The organism is uncultured Erythrobacter sp. (assembly GCF_947492365.1).
Classification (GTDB): domain Bacteria; phylum Pseudomonadota; class Alphaproteobacteria; order Sphingomonadales; family Sphingomonadaceae; genus Erythrobacter.
In genome coordinates, this window is sequence record NZ_CANLMB010000001.1 from 1,672,369 (window position 1) to 1,695,278 (window position 22,910).

Consider the following 22,910-nt stretch of genomic DNA (forward strand, 5'->3'; position numbering starts at 1 on the left):
AATTATCGAAGTCCGCTCAGCTCGCCGTTGCTTCCTTGCCCCATTCTTCGCAGGCTTCTGCAGTGCTGGGAACGCCATGCCGCTTGCGGATCAGGTCGAACACCACCGCCTTGATGATCGACACGCACATTGCGACGACCACAAAGGAAAACGGCAAAGCGCCGATAATCATGGTGATCCGGATGGCGTCTATCCCGCCAAGGATCAGCATTGAGCCGACGACAAAGGCGAGCGCGGTGCCCCAGAACAGGATGTGATAGCGGCGGCTGCCCTCTTCCTCACCCGCCCCATTGATCGTGTTGACGATCAGGATCGCGCTATCGACCGATGTGATGAGGTAAGTCATCAGCAAGACCACCACGAGGCCTGACACCACCCATGCGACTTCTGGAGTGAGCAGCACTGCCAATGTCGCGTAAAGCTGGTCCGAAATTCCAGTGTTCAGAATTTCGCCGCCAGCCGCGCCGCTCAGCTCCAGCTGGATCGCTGTGCCGCCCGCAAGGCCCATCCACAAGAAGCACATCAGCGCCGGAACCAGCGCCACTCCAAAGACATATTCGCGGATCGTGCGCCCGCGCGAAATGCGGGCGATGAACATGCCGACAAAGGGCGCAAAGGCGATCCACCAGGCCCAATAGAACACTGTCCAGTCGAGCTGCCACTGAACCAGCGCATCGCCTGCCTCGCTGCCATCGGAGGTAAACAGGGTGAGCGAATTGGCCGGAAGTGTGACGATGTAGTCCCAGATGCCGACCCCCAGCAATTTGAGGCCGTAAAGTCCCGAACCCATCACCGCGAACAGCGCAAGCAAGGCAAAGCTCAAACCCATATTGATGTTGGACAGCCACTTGATCCCGCGCCCCACGCCCGAAAGCGCGCTCAGCGTAGAGGCGCCGACCAGCAGCACCAAAGCAACGACAATCGCAGCGGCGGAAGCGGTCAATGTGCCCTCTCCGTCGGCGACCATCAGCCAGTCGCCAAATCCGATACGGTGGAGCCCGGCGACGAATTGCTGGACCCCCAGTCCCATCGTCACCGCAACGCCCAGAATGGTCGCCACGACCGCAACAATATCGACCAGATGCCCGCTAATGCCCGACATCCGCTCGCCGAATAGAGGGGCAAGGCTGGAGCGGATGGTGAGCGGCAGACCGCGCCGATGTGCAACATAGCCGATCGCGAGGCCCACCAGCGCATAGGTGCACCATGCGCCAAAGCCCCAATGCAGGAACGTCCACTTAAAGGCAGAGCGCACAGCCTCAGGCGAAGCCGCCTCAACCTGCCCGCGAATGATCTCGGGACTGCTGGCAAAATGCGCCAGCGGCTCGCCGGTTGAATAGGTCAGCATCCCGATCCCGATCCCTGCGCCGAACAGCATAGAGAACCATGAGAAGCGCGAGAATTCGGGCTTTTCATCAGGCGCGCCGATCCGCAAACGGCCGCTCTGCGGGAACAGCGCCAGTGCCCCGCAGACCACGATCAGCGAGGCGACCAGATAGACATACCAGCCACTGAAGGATGCGATGATGGTCGAATTGGCGACCTGCAAGGTCTCCATCGCGCGCACCGGGAAAAAGATCGCCCACATGATGATAAGCGAGACGATGATCTTGCCCGGAATTGTGACCTCTCGGCTGAAACCGTCGTAAAACCCGCGATCGTGGGTATCGATCGGCAGGTCGGTAATCGGGGGGTCAATCGGATAATCGGTGTTCGTATTTGCGTCAGCAGAACTGCTGGTCATTGGGACCCTTCATCCAGGCTATTGCCTTGGGAATTGGCGCCGACTGTGACCGGAAAAACCGGGCACGCGCATCAAAACTCCCCAAGATGGAAAAAACCCTAACAGCGCGCAGCGCGAGATGTGACACTAGGCCTACAATGCGCAGGCGCTCCAATGCAACCCCGCCATGACAATGCACCGCAAACCTTGCTCCGCGCGGAAAAATTCGTCGCGGCCTCGCACTCGCTGACAATATGCCGATTCTGTCCAAGCCTCCTAGAATTACTCCCTATAGGCTTGCACCCGTCCAACTTTGCGCTGATAGTGTGCGCACAACCAAAACAAAGTTCTGTTGGTCGCGTTGTTCCTAGGGGGGTAGAATACAATGGCGGTTTCTGATCACGTAGATCTCAATCAGTTCATGGAAGGCGTGAAAAAGCGCAATCCGGGACAACCCGAATTCGTGCAGGCCGTGCACGAAGTTGCGATGGATATTTACGACTTCATCGAAGACAAGGAAGAATATCACGAAGCGCAGATTCTGCGCCGGATTGCAGAGCCTGACCGTGTGATTTCGTTCCGCGTCTGCTGGGAAGATGACAATCACAATATCCGCGTGCAGCGCGGCTGGCGCGTCCAGAACAACAATGCGATCGGCCCGTATAAAGGTGGCATCCGTTTCCACCCCAGTGTGACTGAAAGCGTTCTGAAGTTCCTCGCTTTCGAGCAGACCTTCAAGAACTCGCTCACCGGCCTGCCCATGGGCGGCGGCAAAGGCGGCGCAAACTTCAATCCGCGCGGCAAGTCTGACGCCGAAGTGATGCGTTTCTGCCAAAGCTTCATGACCGAACTCTATCGCCATATCGGCCCCGACACCGACGTTCCCGCCGGTGACATCGGCGTTGGCGGGCGCGAGATCGGCTATATGTTCGGCCAGTACAAGCGCATCACCAATCGCTGGGAAGGCGTGCTGACCGGCAAGGGTCAGGAATATGGCGGCTCGCAAATGCGGCCCGAAGCGACCGGCTATGGCGCGGTTTATTTCCTTCAGAACATGCTCAAGCATAAAGGGCAGGACGTCGAAGGGCACACCGCAGTCATCTCCGGATCGGGCAATGTTGCGACCCATGCTGCGGAAAAGATCACCCAGCTGGGCGGCAAGGTTCTGACCCTGTCAGACTCGGGCGGCTTCATCCACGATCCCGACGGGATGACTCTGGAGAAGATCGACTGGGTCAAGCACCTGAAGACGGTCAAGCGCGGCCGGATCAGCGAATATGCCGACGAGTTTAAAGGCGCGACTTTCCACGAAGGTCGCCCATGGAATGTCGCGGCTGACCTTGCGCTGCCTTGCGCAACGCAGAACGAGCTGAACGAGGACGAAGCCAAGGCGCTGGTCGCCAATGGCTGTAAGGGCGTGTCCGAAGGCGCGAATATGCCGACAACGCTGGAAGGCGTTAAAGTCTTCCACGACGCCAAGATCCTCTACGGCCCCGGCAAGGCGGCCAATGCGGGCGGCGTTGCTGTCTCGGGTCTGGAAATGAGCCAGAACTCCGAACGGATCAGCTGGAATCACGAGCGTCTGGGCGAAATGCTCACCGATCTGATGCAGGGCATTCACGACAAATGCACCGAATATGGCGATCAGGGCGATGGCTATGTCGACTATGTGAAGGGCGCGAATATCGCGGGCTTCAAAAAGGTCGCAGACGCGATGCTGGCATTTGGTGTCGTCTGAGCCCAGCCTTCAATTGATACGAAAAAGGGCGCCCTCACCGGCGCCCTTTTTTGTCTCGTCATTGCGAGCCGCAGGCGAGGCAATCCATCGACCAATCGCATCCACGCTCACCGGCGGGCCATGGATTGCCGCGAGGCTTCGTCTCTCACAATGACGGTTAAATCTACAGTCCCAGTTGCCCTGCCTGACGGCGCAGTTCCTCCGCCTCGTCCGGATTGGCGGCGATGGCTTTCTCCAGCGCCTCGCGCGCTTTGGCAGGCTCGCCCAGATTCATCCGGCTGCGCATCAGCATCACCCAGCCGTCGAGATCATCGGGTTCATTCTCAAGCCGCGCTTCGAGGCCCTCGACCATGCCCGCGATCATCGTCTGCTGCTCACCGGGAGTCATGCGGCTGGCTTCGGTGATCTGCTGCGCGGTCGGTCCGCGCACGGTGGCCGAGGCTGCTTCGCCTGCAACTTCGCCGGAGCCGGGCAGTAGCACTTCGGGTGCGCGCGCTTGCAGCACGGTCGCGAGCCGGTTGTCGATATCGATATTGTTGATTGCGCCAACCTGTTGGATCGTGCGCACCAGATCGCTTTCCCACGGCGCGCCCGGCGGGGTATCGGATAGCAATGCGAGCCACGATGAAATCGCGCCTTCGTGATCGTCTTCCAGATCCTGCTTCACCGCCATGAAATATCGTGCGCGCGGATCAGCGGGATCAAGCTCAATCGCCCGTTCAAACGCCTCCAAAGCTTCGGGCGGAAGCGGATCGCGCTCGCTCGCATAGACCCGCGCTTCACCAAGCGCCGACCACAGCACCGCTTCGCCGCCGTCAATCGCAACCGCGCGTTCGTAAGCCTCTGCCGCATCGCCAAACTCGCCGCGCTCATAATGGGCAAAGGCCAGTTCGCTCCACGGGGCCGCGTCGCCGTCTGAGGCTTCGGCCGCATCGCGCAGCTCCTCCAGCGAAGGCAGATCGTCGCCGCTTTGAGCAAGCTCCGGCTCGCTCTCCCCGCTGCCATAGACATTGTAGCCGACTGACCCCGCGGCAAGAACAGCCGCCGCCCCCAGCAAGATCCAGCCCGCTTTGGACCCCGAAGAACCCTCGCCGGAACGACCATCGGTGCTGCCATTCGAATTAATTGCATCTGATTTCATGCAAATTTCACTAGCAAGCGGTGCAGAAAGGGGCAATTCACTCTGGCATTAACAATCACTTTCCTTATGGTGGTGGCTGTGTGAAATCTATCCAAAGGGGGGGATAGATTGTCTGACTTGTATGAAGTCGCCATAATTGGCTCCGGCCCAGCCGGAATGAGCGCCGCTGGCCAAGCTGCCAAGCGCGGCATGAGCCACGTCCTCCTTGAAAAAACCGATCACCTTTCGGACACGATCTTCAAATACCAAAAGGGCAAGCATGTCATGGCGACGCCCTCTGACCTGCAATTGCGCGCGGGCGGGTATGAGGAAGACGGCTCTGCCGGAATGCTGTTTGCCGAGGGCAAGCGTGAAAAGATCCTGCGCATCTGGAACCTGCATTGCGGGGTCGAGGATGACAGCATCCCCGCTTTCGAAGGCGAAGACGCAACTGAAAGCTGGGGCGTCAATGTAAAGTTCAACGCCGAAGTGACCGAGGTCGAAGGCGACAAGGGCGACTTTACGATCAAGACCAAAGCGGGCGACACGGTCCGCGCGAAGACGATCATCCTCGCCATCGGCACGCAGGGCAACCCGAACAAACTGCGCTGTCCGGGTGCGGATCACCCGATGATCACCTCGCAGCTCGACGATCCGGAAGATCACATCGACAAGAATGTCGTCGTGGTCGGCACCGGCGATGCGGGTATCGAGAATGCGCTCGGCCTCGCCACCGATCCGGCGCTGGGCAACACCGTCACCATCCTCAATCGCGGCGACAACTTTGCCAAGGCAAAGACCAAGAACGCCACCGATCTGACCAATGCGGACGAGGAAAAGCACCTTAGAATCGCCTATCGCACCTCGCCCACCGAAGTGCGCGACGGCGAGATGGTGGTCGAGACCGCGACGGGTGAAGAGATCATCCCATGCGAGATGATCATTGCCCGCATCGGCTCCCAGCCGCCGCGCAAATTTATCGAGAGCATGGGGATCGAGTTCACCAGCGAAGATCGCAGCGCCTTCCCGGTCCTCTCGCCGATCTTCGAGACGACCAAGCAGGGCATCTTCGTCATCGGCGCGCTCGCTGGTTATCCGCTGATCAAGCATTGCATGAATCAGGGCTTTGACGTGATCGAAGCGATTGCGACTGGCGACGCGGTGAAACCGGCTGACGAACCGCTGCTGGAGGCGGTCTTTGACGGCCTGCCGGGCAATGAAAGCGTCGATCACTGGCTCGACGTCTACTCGCAAAACGTCGCGATTTTCGAAGGGCTGTCGGTCTTGCAGATGCGCGAGTTGATGCTCGACAGCACCTGCCGCGCCTTCGGTCCGGGTGAGGCGATCTTCCGCCGTAATGATCCGGGTTCTTCGCTGTTCGCCATCGCGCAAGGCAGCGTCGCGGTGGAGGTTAATCCCAACGATCCCTCGATCACCGTGCCCATCGGGCAAGGCTCGATCTTTGGCGAAGTTGGTCTGATTTCGGGCCGCCGCCGCGGCGCAACCATTCGCGCTGCCGAAGACACTGTCGTGGTCGAATTGTCGCGCAAGGCGGCGCTCAAACTGATCGGCTCCTCACCGCAGGCAGACGCAGCGGTGAAGCGCATTTCGATCGAGCGCCAGATCCTGCAGATGTTCGGTTCGGGCCTGACCCCTGCCGACATCGCGCCGCTGATCGAAAGCGCTGAGATCGTCGAGGTCAAAGCTGGCGAAACCGTGATTGAGGAAGGGGCGGACGACAAGGATCTCTTCATCGTGCGGATCGGTTCGATGACGGTGGAGAAGGATATCGACGGAAAGCCGGTCTTCCTCTCGCTGATCCCCGCAGGCAACTTCTTCGGCGAGATGGCGGTGATCGACGGTTCCAAGCGGACATCCTCCGTCAAGGCCTCGATCAAATCCGAGGTTATCCGCTTGCCGGGCGAAGGCTTCCTCGACCTGCTCGAGAAGAAGCCGCAATTGCGCCAGCGCGCTCTCGAAGTGATGGCCGAAAGGCGTGCATCGAACGAAGAGATCGAAAGCCAGCGCAACAAGTCAGACGACACGCTCGACAATTTCTCCGGCACGGCGGCATTCCTGTTCGAACAGGGCATGGGCGAAGCGACCGACGCGCTGCTGATCGACGAGCGGCTGTGCGTCGGCTGCGACAATTGCGAGAAGGCCTGCGCCGACTCGCATGACGGGCTTTCGCGGCTGGATCGTGAGGCAGGCAAGAGCTTTGCCTACCTCCACGTGCCCATCAGCTGCCGCCACTGCGAACACCCGCATTGCATGGCCGATTGCCCACCCAACGCGATCCAACGCGGCGCGGATGGCGAGGTTTCGATCAACGCGGAAACCTGCATCGGCTGCGGCAATTGCAAGAGCTTCTGCCCTTACGGCGTCATCTCGATGGAGCCGGTCCCGCCTGAAAAGCCCAGCCTGCTCAAATGGTTGATGTTCGGCAGCGGTCCCGGACCCGGCGAAGCGCCCTATTCCTGGCGCAAGAAACACGCCGATCCCGACGTCGCCAAGAAAGCGGTCAAATGCGACATGTGCGCTGGTATCGAAGGCGGTCCGTCCTGCGTTCGCGCCTGCCCGACCGGCGCGGCCATCCGCGTCTCGCCTGACAAGTTCCTGACCTTCAAGAAACTCACAGAGGACGTCGAGAACTGATGGCGAGCGTCCCCAACAACCGCTTTACGCAAGACGAAGCGCGGCGCGATGCCGACCATGTGAGCTTCCTCAAATATCGGCGTTATCGCTGGCTTTGGATCGCTGTGATCCTGAGTATCATCACTGCGCTCGGTTATGCCTTTATCGATCAAGACCCGCGTCCCAATGGGGGCAGCTGGTATGGTTATACGCTCGGCACAATCGGGCTTGGCCTGATTGTCTGGCTTTCCCTGTTGGGTGTGCGCAAGCGCCGGATTTCGGAGGGGCAATGGAGCCTCAAGGCGTGGACCTCCGCGCATGTCTATCTCGGCCTTGCGCTGATTGTTGTGGGGACTTTGCACACCGGCTTCCACTCGATCACATGGAACGTGCATTGGCTCGCCTATTTCCTGATGCTGCTGGTGATCTTCAGCGGTGCCTACGGTCTCTATGTCTATGCCAAATTGCCCACGACGCTTTCAGCAGGTCGGCGTGAGATGACGCGCGGCGATATGCTTGAGGAGCTCAGCACAACCGACCGCCAGCTCGACGCCGCCGCGCAGCCGCTGGACCGCGAGCAGGCCGATCTGGTGATCGCGGCTTTGGGTCAGGACATCTTCTCTGGCGGCGCGTTTGGCCGGCTGACGGGCGCCTATCCGGGTTGCAAAACCGCGCGCGCGCTTTCGGGTTTTGACGAGAACGGCAGCGACACTGAACAGAGGGTCCACCGGCTCTTGAGCCAGCGCGCGGACCAGCTTGGCCTGATCCGGCGCAATTTGCGCACCAAGGCCTTGCTAGAGGTCTGGCTTTTCATCCACATCCCGGCGACCATCGCATTGCTCGCCGCGCTATTGGTGCACGTGCTCAGCGTGTTCTATTATTGGTGAGGGGGGCGATATGGCATTCCTGATCCGCACCATCGCCACGGCAAAGTCCGGCCGCAAGATCTCGCGCGACCGCACGGTCGAGAACGACCAGTTGATCGTGGGCCGCGCGCCCGAGAGCGACATCCACCTTCCCGACCTTGCGGTTGATCTGAGACATGTCGGCATCACGATCGCCAGCGGCGGCTTGGTCAATGTCGAGGCGCTCGGCACACTAGACTTCGGCCTCGACGGCAAGATGGTCGATAGCGGCGTCATCGACCCTGCTGCCGGCGGAGAGATCGCTGTCGGTGCGGCCCGGCTCGCGGTGTCGAGCGGCGATGATGACGGCAAGGTCCAGATCGTCATCAAACAGGTCGACAAGGGCGCCGCCGCCGTCGATCCCGTGCAGGGCTTTGCCCTTGCCAGCGCCCTGCCGAGCAAGCGCGGCATGGCCTGGGTCTTTGCCGCGCTGATCCTCGTGCTGCTGCTCAGCGTGCCGGTCATCACCCACTTGCTACGCTCTCCGGTTGAGAACGATCCGGAGAACCTCGCGCAGGGCCAAGTCGTGCTCGACAGTGCGTGGAGTGCGGGCGAACTCAGCATGGCGCATCACGAGCTGGAGGAGAATTGCGAGGCGTGCCACGTCACGCCCTTCGTCTCGGTGCAGGATGAGACCTGCCTGACCTGTCACGAAGAGCTGGGCGACCACGCCGAAATGCCGCGCCTTGCAGAGGGGATGGCTCCGCTCAGCCGGGGTGACGCGATCCAGTGGTCGATTGGCGAGACTCTCGGCAAGGAAGGCCCGCTCGGCTGCGTCTCGTGCCACTCCGAACATGAAGGCCCCGTCGTCCTCGAAGCGGCAAGCGAGCAATTTTGCGCTGACTGCCACGACGCGCTCGACACCCGCCTCTCCAACCCCAATTTCGGCAATGCGTCCGACTTTGGCGAGAAGCACCCGCAATTCCGCCCGCAATTCTACACCGCGCATTTCGCCGACGAACCCGCGCGCGTCTCGCTCGACGACAATCCGCAAGAGATGAGCGGGCTGATCTTCCCGCACGACATCCACGTCGATGAACAAGGCGGCGTGGCGCGGATGGCGATCAGCCTCGGCCAATATGGCGCTCCGCTCGAATGCAGCGACTGCCACAGCGAATGGAAGAGCGAAGACCTCATAATCCAGGTCGCCGAAACTGGCGGCAGGCCGTCGCAATATGGCGACTTTGCACCGGTCAATATGGAGGCCTCTTGTGAGGCGTGCCACAGCCTCGTTTCGGGCCGCGCAGGTGACGGCTTCACGTCGCTGCGCCACGGCGATGTCGATGACCTGATGGAAGACCTCGCCAGCCTCGATCGCGGGCCTCGCCGTCCGGTTGTCTCGCCGCGCGGACGTCCAGGGCAGTTTGCACCGGGCGGACGTTACAACGCGAATTTCGGCCGTCCGATGAGCGCCTATATCGCCATCAACCGCGCGCTTGAGCCAACCGGTGTCTGCGGCGAGTGCCACATTCCGACCAGCACCGATGGACGCCGCGATCTGACGCCGGTGAACCTGCCCCACCGCTTCCTGATGCAAGGCTATTTCGATCACGCCGCGCATGGTGACGATGTCGCGGTCTGCACCGATTGCCATACTGCCGAAACCTCGGGCGAAGCGACCGACTTGCTGATCCCCGACCTTGCCAGCTGCCGCGATTGCCACCTTGGCGAAAGCGCGGTGAAGACGGAAGAGATCACCCCGTCCAGCTGCGCCATGTGCCACGGCTATCACACGCCAACCACGCCTTGGCGGCCCGAGGATCATCCCAATCTCCCCGGAAATGGCGGTAACGATAGTGTCGCAGCGATCCTGAGTAGTCTAAGACGCTAACCTATGGAGAGGGCCGCAAGCAGCGTGTTGATCGCGCAAATCACCGATACCCATGTCGGCTTTGAGCCGGAAGCGGGCGAGAACGAGTTCAACTTCGTGCGCTTTCGCAATGTCCTTGGCCATCTGCTGAGCCAGCCTGTGCAGCCGGACCTGCTGATCCTTTCCGGCGACCTGACCGATGGCGGACAGGCGGAATGTTACCGGCGCATCCGCGATCTGGTCGCCGACTGCCCCTTCCCCGTCCACGTCATCCCCGGCAATCACGACAGCCGAGAGGAGATGCTCAAGGCGTTTCCCGAATGCCCTGTCACCGATGGCTTTGCGCAGTTCGCGCTCGACTTTGACGGGCTGCGGGTGCTGTGCCTCGATTCCTTCGAGCCGGGCCGCCACGGCGGCGCCTTTTGCGAGACCCGCGCCGCTTGGCTGACGCGCGAGTTGGAAGCGCATCCGGACACGCCCACGGTGCTGTTCATGCACCACCCGCCTGCGGTTGCAGGGATCGAGTGGATGGACCCGCGCCCGAACGAGGCGTGGTTCCAGCGCTTCCGCGATACCATACGCGGCCACAAGCAGATCGTCTCGATCCAGGCGGGGCACTTGCACCGCCCGATGCACTCGATGGTCGAAGGCATTCCGGTCAGCGTGACGCCCGCCGTTGCACCCGCGGTCGCGCTCGACCTGCGCCCGATGGACACCGAAGTTGCGGATAAGCGCCCGATCGTCGCCGCCGAGCCGCCATTCTACAGCCTGCATCTGTGGAGAGACGGCTCGCTCGTCTCGCACTTCCAGCCGGTCGGTCATTGGCAGACGCTTGCGCGGTATGAGGATCACCTCAAGCCGATGATGCAGAACCTCTTCGCCGAGCGGAGCTGATCGGTAAGCCAAGCGCGGGGCCGACATGGACCGCGCAAGTCGGGTTTTTGCAAAACTTTCGCGGCCTGCCAAAGCTTTGAAACAACGCGGCTTTTCGGCGCCACCCACGGTCCGAAGTGTAACCTTAGCGAAAATGCCGCCGCATCTGTGCTGACAGGGCTGCTGAAAGGGCCCGCAGACTCAACGCGGCGCGCCGCACAACCTCACCGCCATCACCACAATTTGAAAGAGCCGCGCGCATTCTAACGCGCGCAGGCACCTGTAGGAAAGTTGAGAAAGTGCAGGAAAGCGCTCAGTCGCCGCCCAGCGCTTCGCCTGCATCCGCACCCTCAGGCTCTGCGTCGAGGTCGGCATTGCGCCTCAACGGTCCGACGCCTCGGCCCACCCAGCGGTCCATATCGACCTCGTCGGTGACGCGCCACGGCACGCCCGCGCGGGTCATGAACAGCCGCTCCATCTCGTCACGGCGGAAGGGCCGCGAGCCGAGCCTGCCGAACACCGCCATCTGCCCGCCGGTCTCATCCACCGCACGGTCGCGGTCGAGGCCTTTGGACAGCGCAATCGCAGGCGTCGGCGTGTCGGCCCAAGCGATCAGTTCGGGCACCGGCGCGGGACTAAAGCCGTAGAAGTTGGGCTGGCTGTCCGGCGAGGTGAGTTGCAGCACCTTCATCCCGTTCACCCCGTCGGCGACATAGGCAAACAGCGAGGCATTGGTCGATGCGACGATCACGTCCTCGGCATCGTTGAGCGTTCCGCCCAAAGTCACCGCCTGATGCAGCTGCGGGCTGCGCGGGTTCTCAACGTCGAGGATCACCAGACCCTGACCCTTGGCCGCGACATAGGCATAGGTGCGCGCGACATAGATGCGGCGCGCATCATCCAGCGGATAGGTCGCCTCTGGCACCGCTTGCGGGTCGCGCAGGTTCGTGACGTCGAACAGCTTCACCCCGTCGGCATCGCTGACCCACAGATAGCGGAACTGGATCGCACTTGCGCGGCCATCATTGAGCGGGCGCACGGCGGCAAGTTGCGGGGTGGACGGATCGGACAGATCGACCACCACAAGGCTATTCGGCGTGGTCACATAGGCGATCTCACCCGCCAGATGGATGTGGTTCGCGCCGTTCAGCACCCCGTCGGGGTTCCACGCATCGCCGCCGCTGGTGAACTCCAGCCGCTCGAAGAAGTTGTTGCGGAACTCGCCGTCAGCCAGCGTGTTTACATCGACCAGGATCAGACCTTCGACCGCATCGGTGACTACGGCGTAGTTGTAGATCGGCAGGAAGGCTTGCTCCTGATTGACCTCGCGCATGCGGGCGGTGTTGCGTTCCGGCGCAATCGGCTGGTTGGTCGGCAGCGCCATACAGGTCGCGTTTTCGGTGTCGATATGGGTGTCATGCCCCAGCGGCGAGAACGGCGCGGTGATGATCCGCTCCGAGATGCCTTTATTGGCAATCGAGGCGACGTCATAGGCGCGGAAGCCTCCGCTACCCTCGGCCACGAACAGATATTCGCCGCGCAATTGCAGGCAGCCGACACGGTCGGGCGTGCCTTCATGGACGTTGACGAATTCTTCGAACGGCTTGGTCTCGCCCGAGAAATCCTCGTCAAAGGCTTCGCCGCGCACCCAGTTCTTCAGCTCCATGCCGTTATCTTCGACATGCATGTTCCAGTAATCGGGATAGGAATAGCGATGCAGGTAGGAACCGATAACGGCTTGCGGCTCGTCATATTCGGTGACGCGGATCGCGGTCAGCCCGCCTTCGAGGCCGGTGAATGCATGCATCCCGACGAAGTTCACATAGTTCGTGCCGAGCAGCAGCAGCTGCGCCATCACCGCATTGTTGTCCTCTGCTTCGGAGAGGTGACAGTCGGAGCAGGTCTTGGTCTCATTCAGGCGAACCGTGTGCGGGAAGTGCGGCGCGAAGGCTTGGCTTGAGAAGCCAATCGCGGAGATCGGCGGCTGCTGCACATAGATGCGCTCACGGTTGATATTGGTCGAGCTGAGCACCAGCGCCGAAGACGAACGGACCGGAGCGGTCTGGTTGCCCTTGGTGGTCTGGTGGACGCCAAGCTGGAACATCTGGTCGCGCGCAACCTGCGGGTTGTAGCTGGCAAAGTTGCGGGTCGATCCGCCTTCATAGCGGTGCGATTTGGTCTTCCAGTTGGCCTCGATCGGCAGGTGGCACCCGCCGCAGCTTGTCGTCCATGACAAGTGGCAGGTGAAGCACGCCATCTCGTCATCCTGGTGCGCGCGGTCGCCCTCCTCGACGCCTTCGCCAAATTCGAACCGGCCCGTCTCTGCACCATAGCGGCTCATGAGTTTCGAGCGCGCGGCGCGGGCGTTGAAGACCGGCGTGGTCGGGTCAACGCTGTCGCGCACAAGGCTCATTTCCCACTCAAGGTCGGGATCGACGAGGCTGCGCTGGATCAGGACACGGCGGCCTTCTTCGTTCTCCATCCACTCAAAGCGGCGACGGCCATCAGGGTTACGCAGCAGCGCAAGGTTGTGGCCTTCGGGCGGAGCGGCGGGGCCGCTGGTGCGCAATGTCGGATAGGCGTCGGCGGTGCCGTGGCAGTCCTTGCAGCCGATTTCGATCGCATTGGCGACTTCGCCGTAGATGAGGCCATTGCCATGCGTGTCCTGCTCGAAATGGCAATCGACGCATTGCATGCCAACCTCGGCGTGGATCGACATCATATGGACCGCTTCGCCCGGATTGGTGCCGGGTTCGACAAATTGCCCCTCGCCATCGCGGCGCCAGCGCTGGCGCCAGCGTTCCTCGTGGAAGGCAAACTCTTCGGGCGTGTCGGTGTCGGCATTGCCGGGGCGCAGGATATCGCCCTCTGCATCGAGCATATTGCCGTCGCGGTCGCGTTTGAAGATCGCGCGGAAGTTCCAGCCATGGCCGTGATAATCGGCGAACTGGGTGTGCTCGAGATTGGGGTTCAACTCATAGACGTTGCGCAGGAAGTCGAGATCGGCCCACATTCCGCGCGCCGCCGCGCCTTCAGGATTGCGGTCGAGGATCGCGCGCACTTCCTCTGCGGTGGGGAAGCGCTGGGTCTGGTAGAACTCGGCATAATCCTCGTCGCTCATCCCCTCGGGGCGCGGCGTGGTGTTTTCCGGACCCGACCACATGAACGGCGCATCGCTCTCGTAATCCCACATCGTGTAGCCGAGATAGGAGTTCAGGAAGATGTTGGGCTGGTGCATGTGGCACGACATGCACTGCGAGGTCGGGATCGAGCGGGTGAAGACGTGACGCAGCGGGTGGCCGACTTCGCGCTCCGGTGCCGAGCCGTCTTCGCTGTAGTCGCTGTCAGGGCCGAGCAATGCGCCGTGGCCGCCTCCCGAAGGCTGAGGGAAGCTGCCATGCGCCAGACCGCTTGTCGGTCCGTCCGAACCGCCATAACCGTGATCGTCATAGGCCTCACCCGGGATGCGTCCGCCGCTTGCGACCGACTCGCGGCTGAAGCATTGCGGCGCGTTCGGATCGGCGTTCACTTGCGGGTTGATGCAAGGGTCCGCCGTCACCGTCTGCCCGTCGCGGCCATTCTCGGAATAGATCAGGCTGTGGCGCGGCTCGCGGTCATTGGCATAGACAACGTGGCAGCTTGCGCAGCCCGAATGGCGATAATCGCCCGGCTGATCATTGGTGCCCATGAACCATGTGAACGGGTCGTTGAGGCGGGTCTTGTGAATGTTGAGCGCCGGGATTGCGACGCGCAGGCCCGTGCCCGGACCGCGGTTCGACTGTTTGAGGTCCGGACGCCCCGGTTCTTCGAGCCGCTGGATCAGGCCGGTCGGGTTGGGAAGGCCGATTTCGGGGAATTGCGAAAGGATCGTGCGCCCGCCGCGCTCGAACACGCGGAACACGTCAGCGGGCGGGATCACATGCCAAGTCGGCAGCGGATAGAGCTGCGCAAGCACACCGCGCGCCTCTTGCTCCGGCGACAGACCGCCATCTTCACCGTCGCCCGGGGTCGACAGAACCGTGCCGATCCCGGCCACCGTCGCAGGATCGCCGCTGCGGGTATAAGCCTCGCCCAGCATGTAATTCTTGAAGGGCAAAATGCCGTTATTATAGGTCGCCCCGCCCCACAGCATCGCGCCGGTCGCCATGATCGAGCGCTCGGCGGCTTCGATCGACTGGATGTGGCACGATCCGCAGGCCTCGCGCGCAACGCGGTAGTCCGAAGGGTTCACGAATTTGATGAATTCGGGCGATTCCTGATTGAGCAAAGCATAGGAGCGCTGCGGGTTCGCCGAGGACGGGAAGTGCCAGCTGTCCGGATATTTCGGCAGGACGTGTGCACCATCGCGCGCGGCGACATAATCGGGGTGGTCAAATGGCAGCTGCGGATTGCCCGCAACGCTCGCATTGCCGCCGTGGCAATCGACACAGCCCAGCACCACGGCGGGCGTTTCGTGCATGGTCGGCGCATCGCTCGCCGCGTGGCAGGTGAGACAGCCTTCGCTCTTGGCGTCCGCAGCGGCCTGAGACTGGCGCGCGGGTGCGGGAGGCGCAATCACCAGTGAGTAATCGCGGTAGGTCGGCGCTTCCTTGTCAGCCGCCTGCGTCTCCGACTGGAACGCCGACAGGCCAAGCGCCATGGCCGAAATCGCGAGCAATGCCTGCGGGATGGAAGTGCGTGAGAGCATCGAGATGATCTTCCCTGGCATCAGTAGGACAGCGTCACATTGGCGAGGACGGAATAGAACGTGTCGCCCGTACCGCGATTGTCGAACAGGTCCTGAAACCCGTCACCCGACATCAGCGCCGCGCCCGACAGGCGAAAAACAATGTTCTGGTTGGCCTTGGGCCGCCAGATCGCGCTCGCCGACAAATCATAGCCGATCTCGTCGGGGATCGACCCTTCGATCCGCAGATTCTCTAGCGTGGTCGTGTCTTCGAACCAGAGGTGATTGGCATTCGCGCTCAACCGGACTTCGGGCGTCAGGTCAAAATCGGCACCAACACCCACCAACCACAGACCGGGATTGTTGAAGTTCGACTGACCCTGCTCCTTGGACGAGCGCAGGTTGTTCAAAATGCCATTGCGGCCATTCACCGAAACCGCGCGGCCGCCGCCGGCAAAGGGGATCGTCTGACGGATCCAGTAAGACGTGTCCGCTCCTGCAAAGACCGGGTTCTCGAAGATCGCGTCGTAACCGGTCTCTTTGTTGTCATAGGGATCGCCGTCGCCGCTTTGATACAGGCCCGAGAGGCGGAAGCGCATCCAGTCGCGGTCATAGGACAGCTCGACAGCGCCAAATTGCGCACTGATATCAGCCGGTTCGCCGGTGAAGAAGTTGTTGCGGTCCTCACCCAGCGCCCAATAGGCGCTGCCGGTGATGTTGATCCGGCCAATGCGCCCATCGACGTTGTAGCCGAGATAGAACACGTCATAATCGCGCCCGCGCAGATCGCCCAATAGCGCCGGACGCACCGGAAAACCGTTATCGTCAATCTCGATATCATTGCCTTCGCGGTTGCGATTATAGGCAAAGGTGAACTGGCTGGTCAGCGCCGGGATCAGGAAATCCTGACGATAGACATTGGCGATAAAGACCACATCATCGCGCGGTTCCTGCACCACCGAATTGAGGCCGCTATTGGTGTCCTTCTCCAGCCGCCAAAACGCCGCGAGGTTGAACTGGAAGCGGTTATTGTCGCGATTGCCGAACAGCCGGACACCTAATTGCTGATCGTTAAACAGGAACCCGCGGAAATCGGCCTGAAACGGCTGAATCCCTGCGCGAACCGAGATGAAGTCGAACCTGTCATTGTCGAACTGGGTGAAGTGGTAATCGACAAAGGCTTCCTGCACGCCGAGGAAGTGATCGAGACGGTCGCTCCCGCGCGATGGCTCAACAAACAGCACGCGCCGCTCGGGCACATCGACATAATTGACGTTGTAGGCCAGCGTCAGCCGGTATTCGATGCTGGGCGGTTTGTAGGCCGTGGAGCCTTTCAGCAGCGCGAAACCGGCGATGAAGGTCTGCGACAGCACGGTCGAGAAATCATCGCCAAACACGTCGAGCCGGTCGGGGTCCTCGGTGGTCTGGACGCCGACCGGAATCGGGAAAGTGCGCGGCTCGTAAACCGAATCGCTGATCAGATTGGCGACGAAGAACCAGTCATTACCGGTGATCGGCAGCCACGGAACCTTGTCCGGATTGATCGGACGGTCGCCCTTGTAAGTGTTCTGATTATACGGATCGAGCAGGCTCTCACGGATCACCGGATTGCCTTCGATATCGGTCACCGCGTCGATCAGCCGCCAGCGATCGGGGATCGGCACCTGATCGGGCGAGAAGGCCTGCGGCGGCGGCGCACGCAAAGCGCCGTCATTTTCCTGCCTGATCTCCTCGGGCAGGTCGGAGTTGAAACCGGGCCGCTCGCGCCCGTCGATTATGTCGGTTTCGAGCGGCTGCGGATCGGTGTTCTGTTCCTGATTGAGCCCGCAACCTTCGATGCTGCGATCATAATTGCCATTGCCGTCGAGGCAGTTGGCGAGCTGTTCAGGGGTCGCCTCAGGCGCCGGCTGCGCCGCCGGATAGTCAGGCGGGGCCGCCGCCGGTGTTGCCCCGGGATTGGCCAAGGCCACAATCAGAGGGATGAGGCTGCTGCTCGCCATCGCCTACAGCCCCTCGCAAACATTCTGCGTGGGATCATCGAGGAACGGCGCGAAGGGGCAGTTGATATAGCGCAGCCGCGTCTGCCGCCCCGCTATCGTCACAATGATCCGGTCAGCGCGGATTTCATTGGGCGCATTGCCGATCGTGCTGGTGCGCACGCCGGCATTGTGCAGGCCAAGGAAGCTGATCATGTCATCCTGATCGATCCCGTCGCCCGAAACGCCAATCCCGCCAACCAGCTCGTTGCCGCGATAGACGGGGACCGAGCCGGGGAAGATCTGGATGCCGTTATCCAGCCGCGTGCCCTGCCCCGCAATATCGGGCAGTTTGGAGCAACCGCGATTGGTGTCATTGGCGCTGAGGCCCAGCACAAAGCCGAGATGCTCCTCCAGATTCTGGATGATGAGCGCGGATTGGAGGCCGGTCGAGAACGGGTTGAACTGCTCGATCGGGCGCGACAATGGCCCGTTGGGTGTGCCGACTTCACCATCGGGGAAGAAAGGCCGCGACAGGTTGCCGCCTGAACGGTCAGCAAAGGCATGGCTGCCGGTCAGCGCGTTCTGATCGCCGAGGAAATCGCGCACGCGCTGGACATATTCGGGCACTTCGCGCTCTGCGGCGAGCAACTCGCCTGCGGCAAAAGCGCCAGAGAAAAAGTTCGCGGTGCGCGCTTTCTGCAAGCTCACATCGGTGCCGAAAATCGGTGCATCGGGAGAGCGAACAATGCCCAGAATACGCCCGCGCGTATCGACGAGGCTGATCGTGACCTGCGCGCGGCTGTCGAGCGGGCGGCGGATCTGGGCGCGCGCGCGGCTCATCACCGTGAAGGCTTCTTCGAGGATCGCGGTCGCCTCGGCCTGCGTAATCGGCGCGGTGATATCAGCGCCATCGGTGCCCGCGCGAACTGGGAAGCGGTTGGTGCCCGCACCGTCGCTCAAGACAAAGGCATCGCGGATCGCAAATTCGGCTGCGGTCGAGGGGCGAATGCCCGAGGTCTCTGAGCCGTAAGCGGTGCCCGCGCGGATTGTGCCGTTGGTGTAACCGGTCACCGCGACCAGAGCACCCGCTGTGCCCGCAAAGCTGGCACCCGAAACGTCGCTCAACGCATTATAGGTCGCATCGGTGTAGCGCAGCGAGGTGCCGTCTGCCGAAATCCGGTCCGCGCGAATTTCCACTGGTGCTTCGAACCCGACCGTTCCGGCGAGCGCGATGGATTCGTCGACATCGACATCCACGTCGAGGATATTGGGATCGAGGCCGTATTCGCCGTCAGCCGCAATCCCGACGCCGCCGACGACCACACCGTTCTTGTAAAGCGGGAAGCCGCCCGCATCGGCGGACAGTCCCAGCGGCGAGCGCTGCGGGCCGATCATCCCGTCGGTGAAACGCGAGGAGAGGTCCGAGCACGGCAATTGGCTGAACTGCACCCCGAAGAGCGGGCCGCTTTCAAGGCCGACGGTCGTGGGAGCAGGCGGGAAATGCTCTTGCACAATCTGCGAGGCGACGCGGGTCGAGAAGGCGTTGCCGCCGCTCGACAGGTAAGCGCCGGTGATAGCCTTGGCGATGGCGGCGGCTTCGGCGGGAACATCGAGCCCCTGCACGTCGATGCTCTGCCCGTTGGGCGCTCCGGGAATGGCGACCGTCGCTGGTGCGCCCGGCATGCGGAACACGGCCAGCACATTGCCAACGCGGTCGACGACCGAGATCACCGCCGGATCGCCTTGCGCCGTGGCCTGAGCCGCTGCGCGCGCGATCACGGTCTGAACGTCAGCGGTGCTCAGGCTTTCTTGCGCAGGAACCGAATAGACCTGCCCGGTTGGAGGCGGCGGTGGAGGCGGCGAAGGCGGCGGTGTTCCGCCCGTTCCTCCACCAGCAGGCGCAGAATCGCCGCCGCCGCACGCTGCGAGCACCAGCAAGGGCGCTCCGGCAAGGACTTTCCACCCCCCGGCCACTGCTACTGCAACCTGCGAATGGCAGTGGTCGCCGAAGCGAGCGCAGTGCGGAAATCGGCTGGATTGTAGCCATTGGGGCCTTCAACCGCTGCATAGGCGCGGTTGATGTCAGCGCGTATGCCTGCAGCCGCACCAGCGGTCACACGGCCATCAGACACAAGCCCGTTGAGCAGCGTATCAATCGCCATCACCGCCTGCACCGAACCCGAATAATCGGTGAAGCGCGGGCGCGTGGCATTGCCGCCGATAATCTCGATCACGCGGAAGGCGTCAGCATCGATATAGGCGCGCTGGCTCAACGCGTTGGAGAGCTGGCGCGCGCGCTGTGACAGTTCCCGCGCAGCTTCACGCGGATTGCCGCCCCCGCCGCCCATAGCGCGGTGGAAGTCGCGGCTGGCACTCTGAAACGCCTCCGCCTGCCCCGGCACCAATGCGCCTGCGACGGCCGACAGCATGATGATGTTCTCGTCATTGAATGGCGGATTACCGAAAGGAATAGGCCGGCCCGGATTTTCCTCGAAAGTCAGGCGGCGGCGGTCGCTGTCCTGAATCTCGCGGTGGCAGCTGTGGCAATCGAGGAAGTAGAATTGCGGAAACGCGCCCTCCATGCCGAAGCGCGGCTGCGCGAACAGGCTGGTCGAGCGGCGCACCGCCTCGGCCTGACCCACCGCCCAGAACCGCACGGCATTGGGCCGGCGCTTGCGCGAAGTGTAATCGTCATCGACCTGATGGTGCTGCTGCAGCGCGCTGAACAGGTCCAGCTCAAACGAGACGCGCGGGTGGCCTGCCGCCATCATCGAGTGGGTTACAAACTGCCCCGTCTTCTCCGAGCCGAAGTGACAATCGAGGCAGACATTGGCGCGAACCTGCGGGTTTTCCAGCGGGGTCAGGCCATCGGAAACGTTGGAAGCATGCGAGGCGGGGCGCGCATAATGGCTGGACAGCCACGCATCGCCTGCGGGGCCATGGCAGCTTTCGCAGCCCACCCCGTCGCTCAGTTGGAAACGCGGCCCCTTTGGCGCTTCGGGAACATAGGTGGCGTGGCAGCCGAGGCATTCGCTCGCCTGAGTCGCTGATCCCAGGCCGAGAGTTGAAGCGATCTGCTGACCCCGCCGGCTGGCGAGCACGGCATAGGCGCGGCTGTGCGCGCCGCTGGGCGAAGACGGTTCCTGCCAGGTCGCGATCTCGTCCTGACGCACGACAGCGCCATTGCCTTCGGCGCGGCCATGACAGGTCGATCCTGCACAGCTCGCAACGCCCTCGAAAGAGCCGTTGCCGTATGCGGTTGCTACTGGATAGATCGAAATAAGCCCGAGCACGGCGAGCACACGGACAAAGCCCGCATTCCACCGGCGAATGGAATGGCGCAGGGAATGGAAAAATCCCCAAATCGGCCTTGATACTGTCATCTCTTGCCCCCCACGAGATGCCCTAACTTTGCCTTTTTCTCAGGTCTGCGCAAGCCCTCGATTGGATTGCGTCAGCCCGATGCTGCGTCTGGCACGTCGCAAGGTGAATTAGCGACTTTGCCCGAGGCAGGCTTGTATAGGCCCGTCAAGTCGAAGCGTTTCGCTCCCGACTCTTTAGATTGCACGCGTTCCCGCTTTCGCCTTTGTCCCAATCTTGCGCCCGTCTTGCAACCTCCAATGCGATGAAATTCCCGCAAAACACCAAGAAACCGCAATTATCGGCCCGCATGATGCAATGTGACGGATCAGTCCTTTCGCGCCGCGATAGAGGTTGTAATGATGCCGGAACGAAAAACAGGGGGACAGATTACTATGAGCATACCGCCGATTGCGATGGGGTCCGACGGCTTCTTTCATCCCGCGAGCGAAGCCGAAGTCATCGCGCTGGTGAATTACGCCCGCGCCCACAACCTTGAAATACGCGGGCGCGGCGCGACGCATTCGGTGGCGTGGAGCATCTATACCGACCCCGCCAATGGCACGCCCCCCAATCGCACATTGCAGCAGTCACCGCCGCCGGGCGGGATCAATCTCGCCTTTGACCAGATGCGCGCGCTTGATTGGATCGACGAAGCCGCTGGTGTGATCGAGGCGGAGCCGGGCATCAATCTGGGCTGGGACCCCGAAGACCCGTTTGGCGTATCGACGCTCGAAAACAGCCTGCTGCACCAGATTTACGAGAAAGGCTGGGCGGTGAACACGCTGGGCGGGATCACCCACCAGACGCTTGCCGGATTTACTGCGACAGGCTCTGCGGGCGGATCGACGCGGTATGCGTGGGACAATGCCGTCGCCTTTCGCGTGGTCGACGGCATGGGCAATGCCGAATGGATCGACCAGTCGCATGAGCACTTTGACGCTATCGGCACGTCGATGGGCCTGCTGGGCCTTGTGACCAAAATCCGGCTCCAATTGGTGCCGATGTACAATATCGAAGGGACCGAGATCACCACGCCGATGAGCGGGCTTGACGCTCCGATGGACTTCTTCGGACCCGGCGATGCGAGCCAGCCGAGCCTGCAGCAATATCTGGCCGAGACGCCCTACACCCGCATCGTATGGTGGCCGCAAAAGGGTGCTGAACGCATCCAGACTTGGAAGGCCGTCCCTGTGGCGGCGAGCGACCAGAATCTGGAGCCTTACGAACAGTTCCCGCCCAACTTTGGCGGACAGACCGAGATGTTCGCCGGATCGATCGTGTTCGTCCTGTTCGGCAACACCAACCCCTTCCGCATAATCGGGCTGTGCTGGCAAAAGGCCTGCCACTATCTCGAATGCCTCGCCTCTGTGCTTCGCCGCAGCGGCAAGGGAGAGATTGCGCGCTTCCTCACCTTCCTGCTCGGCTGCATCGTTGCGCTGCTGCTGGGCGCGCTGGGATCGGTGCTGGGTTTCGTCAGCGGGCTTGTGCGCATGCTCTTTCCCAAACTGCTGCCGATCTTCAACCCGATGACCAAACCGGGCGAAGAGACGAAGTTCAGCGATTGGTACTGGCGTTCGCTCTGTATGGACAACACGGTCAGCGATGGCTTGCTAGGGACCGAATTTACCGAGATCTGGGTGCCGATCGGCCGCGCGCAGCAGGTGATGAACCTCTACCAGGAAATGTTCGAACAGGGCGGCTATGACGCGACCGGATATTTCTCGACCGAGGTCTATGGCGGTCCGCCGTCAAGCGGTTGGATGCATCCCGGCTACACCGATGGCAGCGATGAATACAAGGACGGCACGGTGCGCATCGACGTCTATTGGTTCCGCGACAACAAGGGCGTGCCCAATTGCGATGAAGGATTTCTGGAGCAGTACTGGCAGGTTCTTCGCGACAACAACGTGCCCTTCCGCCTGCACTGGGGCAAGTTCGTGCCCCGCTACGCCTTTGACGATTGGGCCGCCTATTACCGCGCCAACCTGCCGCGCTTTGACGACTTTATGGCTTTGCGTGCAGCACGCGATCCGCACGGCGTCTTCTTCACCGGTTACTGGAAGAAGCGCCTGACCGGCACCGAGTGATCGCAGGATATC

Annotated in this window: 12 protein-coding genes; 6 read left to right on the forward strand and 6 right to left on the reverse strand. The window is 61.8% G+C overall.

The window, feature by feature from the left end:
- Positions 1-16: 16 nt before the first annotated feature.
- On the reverse strand, positions 17-1,744 hold the full coding sequence (locus Q0887_RS08125) for a BCCT family transporter (RefSeq protein WP_299193855.1): 1,728 nt from the start codon (positions 1,742-1,744) through the stop codon (positions 17-19).
- Between the two features lie 364 nt (positions 1,745-2,108).
- Here Q0887_RS08125 and gdhA point away from each other — a divergent pair, with 364 nt between their 5' ends.
- Positions 2,109-3,461 (forward strand): NADP-specific glutamate dehydrogenase, encoded by a 1,353-nt coding sequence (gene gdhA, locus Q0887_RS08130; protein ID WP_299193856.1) that lies wholly within the window; start codon positions 2,109-2,111, stop codon positions 3,459-3,461.
- A 163-nt stretch (positions 3,462-3,624) separates the two neighbouring features.
- Here gdhA and Q0887_RS08135 read toward each other — a convergent pair whose 3' ends face one another.
- On the reverse strand, positions 3,625-4,602 hold the full coding sequence (locus tag Q0887_RS08135; protein WP_299193858.1) for a tetratricopeptide repeat protein: 978 nt from the start codon (positions 4,600-4,602) through the stop codon (positions 3,625-3,627).
- Between the two features lie 108 nt (positions 4,603-4,710).
- Between Q0887_RS08135 and Q0887_RS08140 the strand changes: the two genes are divergently transcribed.
- Genes Q0887_RS08140 through Q0887_RS08155 form a run of 4 tightly spaced genes read left to right on the forward strand, consistent with a single transcriptional unit; the run spans position 4,711 to position 10,824 of the window.
- Entirely contained in the window at positions 4,711-7,236 is a 2,526-nt protein-coding gene (locus tag Q0887_RS08140; protein WP_299193860.1) for a cyclic nucleotide-binding domain-containing protein, read from the forward strand.
- Positions 7,236-8,102 (forward strand): hypothetical protein, encoded by an 867-nt coding sequence (locus Q0887_RS08145; protein WP_299193862.1) that lies wholly within the window; start codon positions 7,236-7,238, stop codon positions 8,100-8,102. Before Q0887_RS08140 ends, Q0887_RS08145 begins: the two co-directional genes overlap by 1 nt.
- Positions 8,103-8,112: 10 nt before the next feature.
- Positions 8,113-9,951, forward strand: coding sequence for a cytochrome c3 family protein (locus tag Q0887_RS08150; protein WP_299193864.1), 1,839 nt, complete (start codon positions 8,113-8,115; stop codon positions 9,949-9,951).
- Between the two features lie 3 nt (positions 9,952-9,954).
- Positions 9,955-10,824 (forward strand): phosphodiesterase, encoded by an 870-nt coding sequence (locus Q0887_RS08155; RefSeq protein ID WP_299193866.1) that lies wholly within the window; start codon positions 9,955-9,957, stop codon positions 10,822-10,824.
- A 292-nt stretch (positions 10,825-11,116) separates the two neighbouring features.
- Here the strand turns inward: Q0887_RS08155 and Q0887_RS08160 are convergent, their stop codons facing one another.
- From Q0887_RS08160 to Q0887_RS08175, 4 genes are all read right to left on the reverse strand, one after another.
- On the reverse strand, positions 11,117-15,442 hold the full coding sequence (locus tag Q0887_RS08160; protein WP_299195292.1) for a hypothetical protein: 4,326 nt from the start codon (positions 15,440-15,442) through the stop codon (positions 11,117-11,119).
- 68 nt (positions 15,443-15,510) lie between these two features.
- Positions 15,511-17,469 carry a hypothetical protein gene (locus Q0887_RS08165; RefSeq protein ID WP_299193867.1) on the reverse strand — a complete coding sequence of 653 codons (1,959 nt, stop codon included), beginning with the start codon at positions 17,467-17,469 and terminating at the stop codon, positions 15,511-15,513.
- Positions 17,470-17,472: 3 nt separating this feature from the next.
- The gene (locus Q0887_RS08170; RefSeq protein WP_299193870.1) at positions 17,473-19,422 is read right to left on the reverse strand and encodes a heme-binding protein; all 1,950 of its coding nucleotides are present in this window, start codon (positions 19,420-19,422) and stop codon (positions 17,473-17,475) included.
- A gap of 2 nt (positions 19,423-19,424) precedes the next feature.
- Entirely contained in the window at positions 19,425-20,831 is a 1,407-nt protein-coding gene (locus tag Q0887_RS08175; protein ID WP_299193872.1) for a multiheme c-type cytochrome, read from the reverse strand.
- A 372-nt stretch (positions 20,832-21,203) separates the two neighbouring features.
- Here Q0887_RS08175 and Q0887_RS08180 point away from each other — a divergent pair, with 372 nt between their 5' ends.
- On the forward strand, positions 21,204-22,898 hold the full coding sequence (locus Q0887_RS08180) for an FAD-binding protein (RefSeq protein WP_299193874.1): 1,695 nt from the start codon (positions 21,204-21,206) through the stop codon (positions 22,896-22,898).
- Positions 22,899-22,910: the final 12 nt, after the last annotated feature.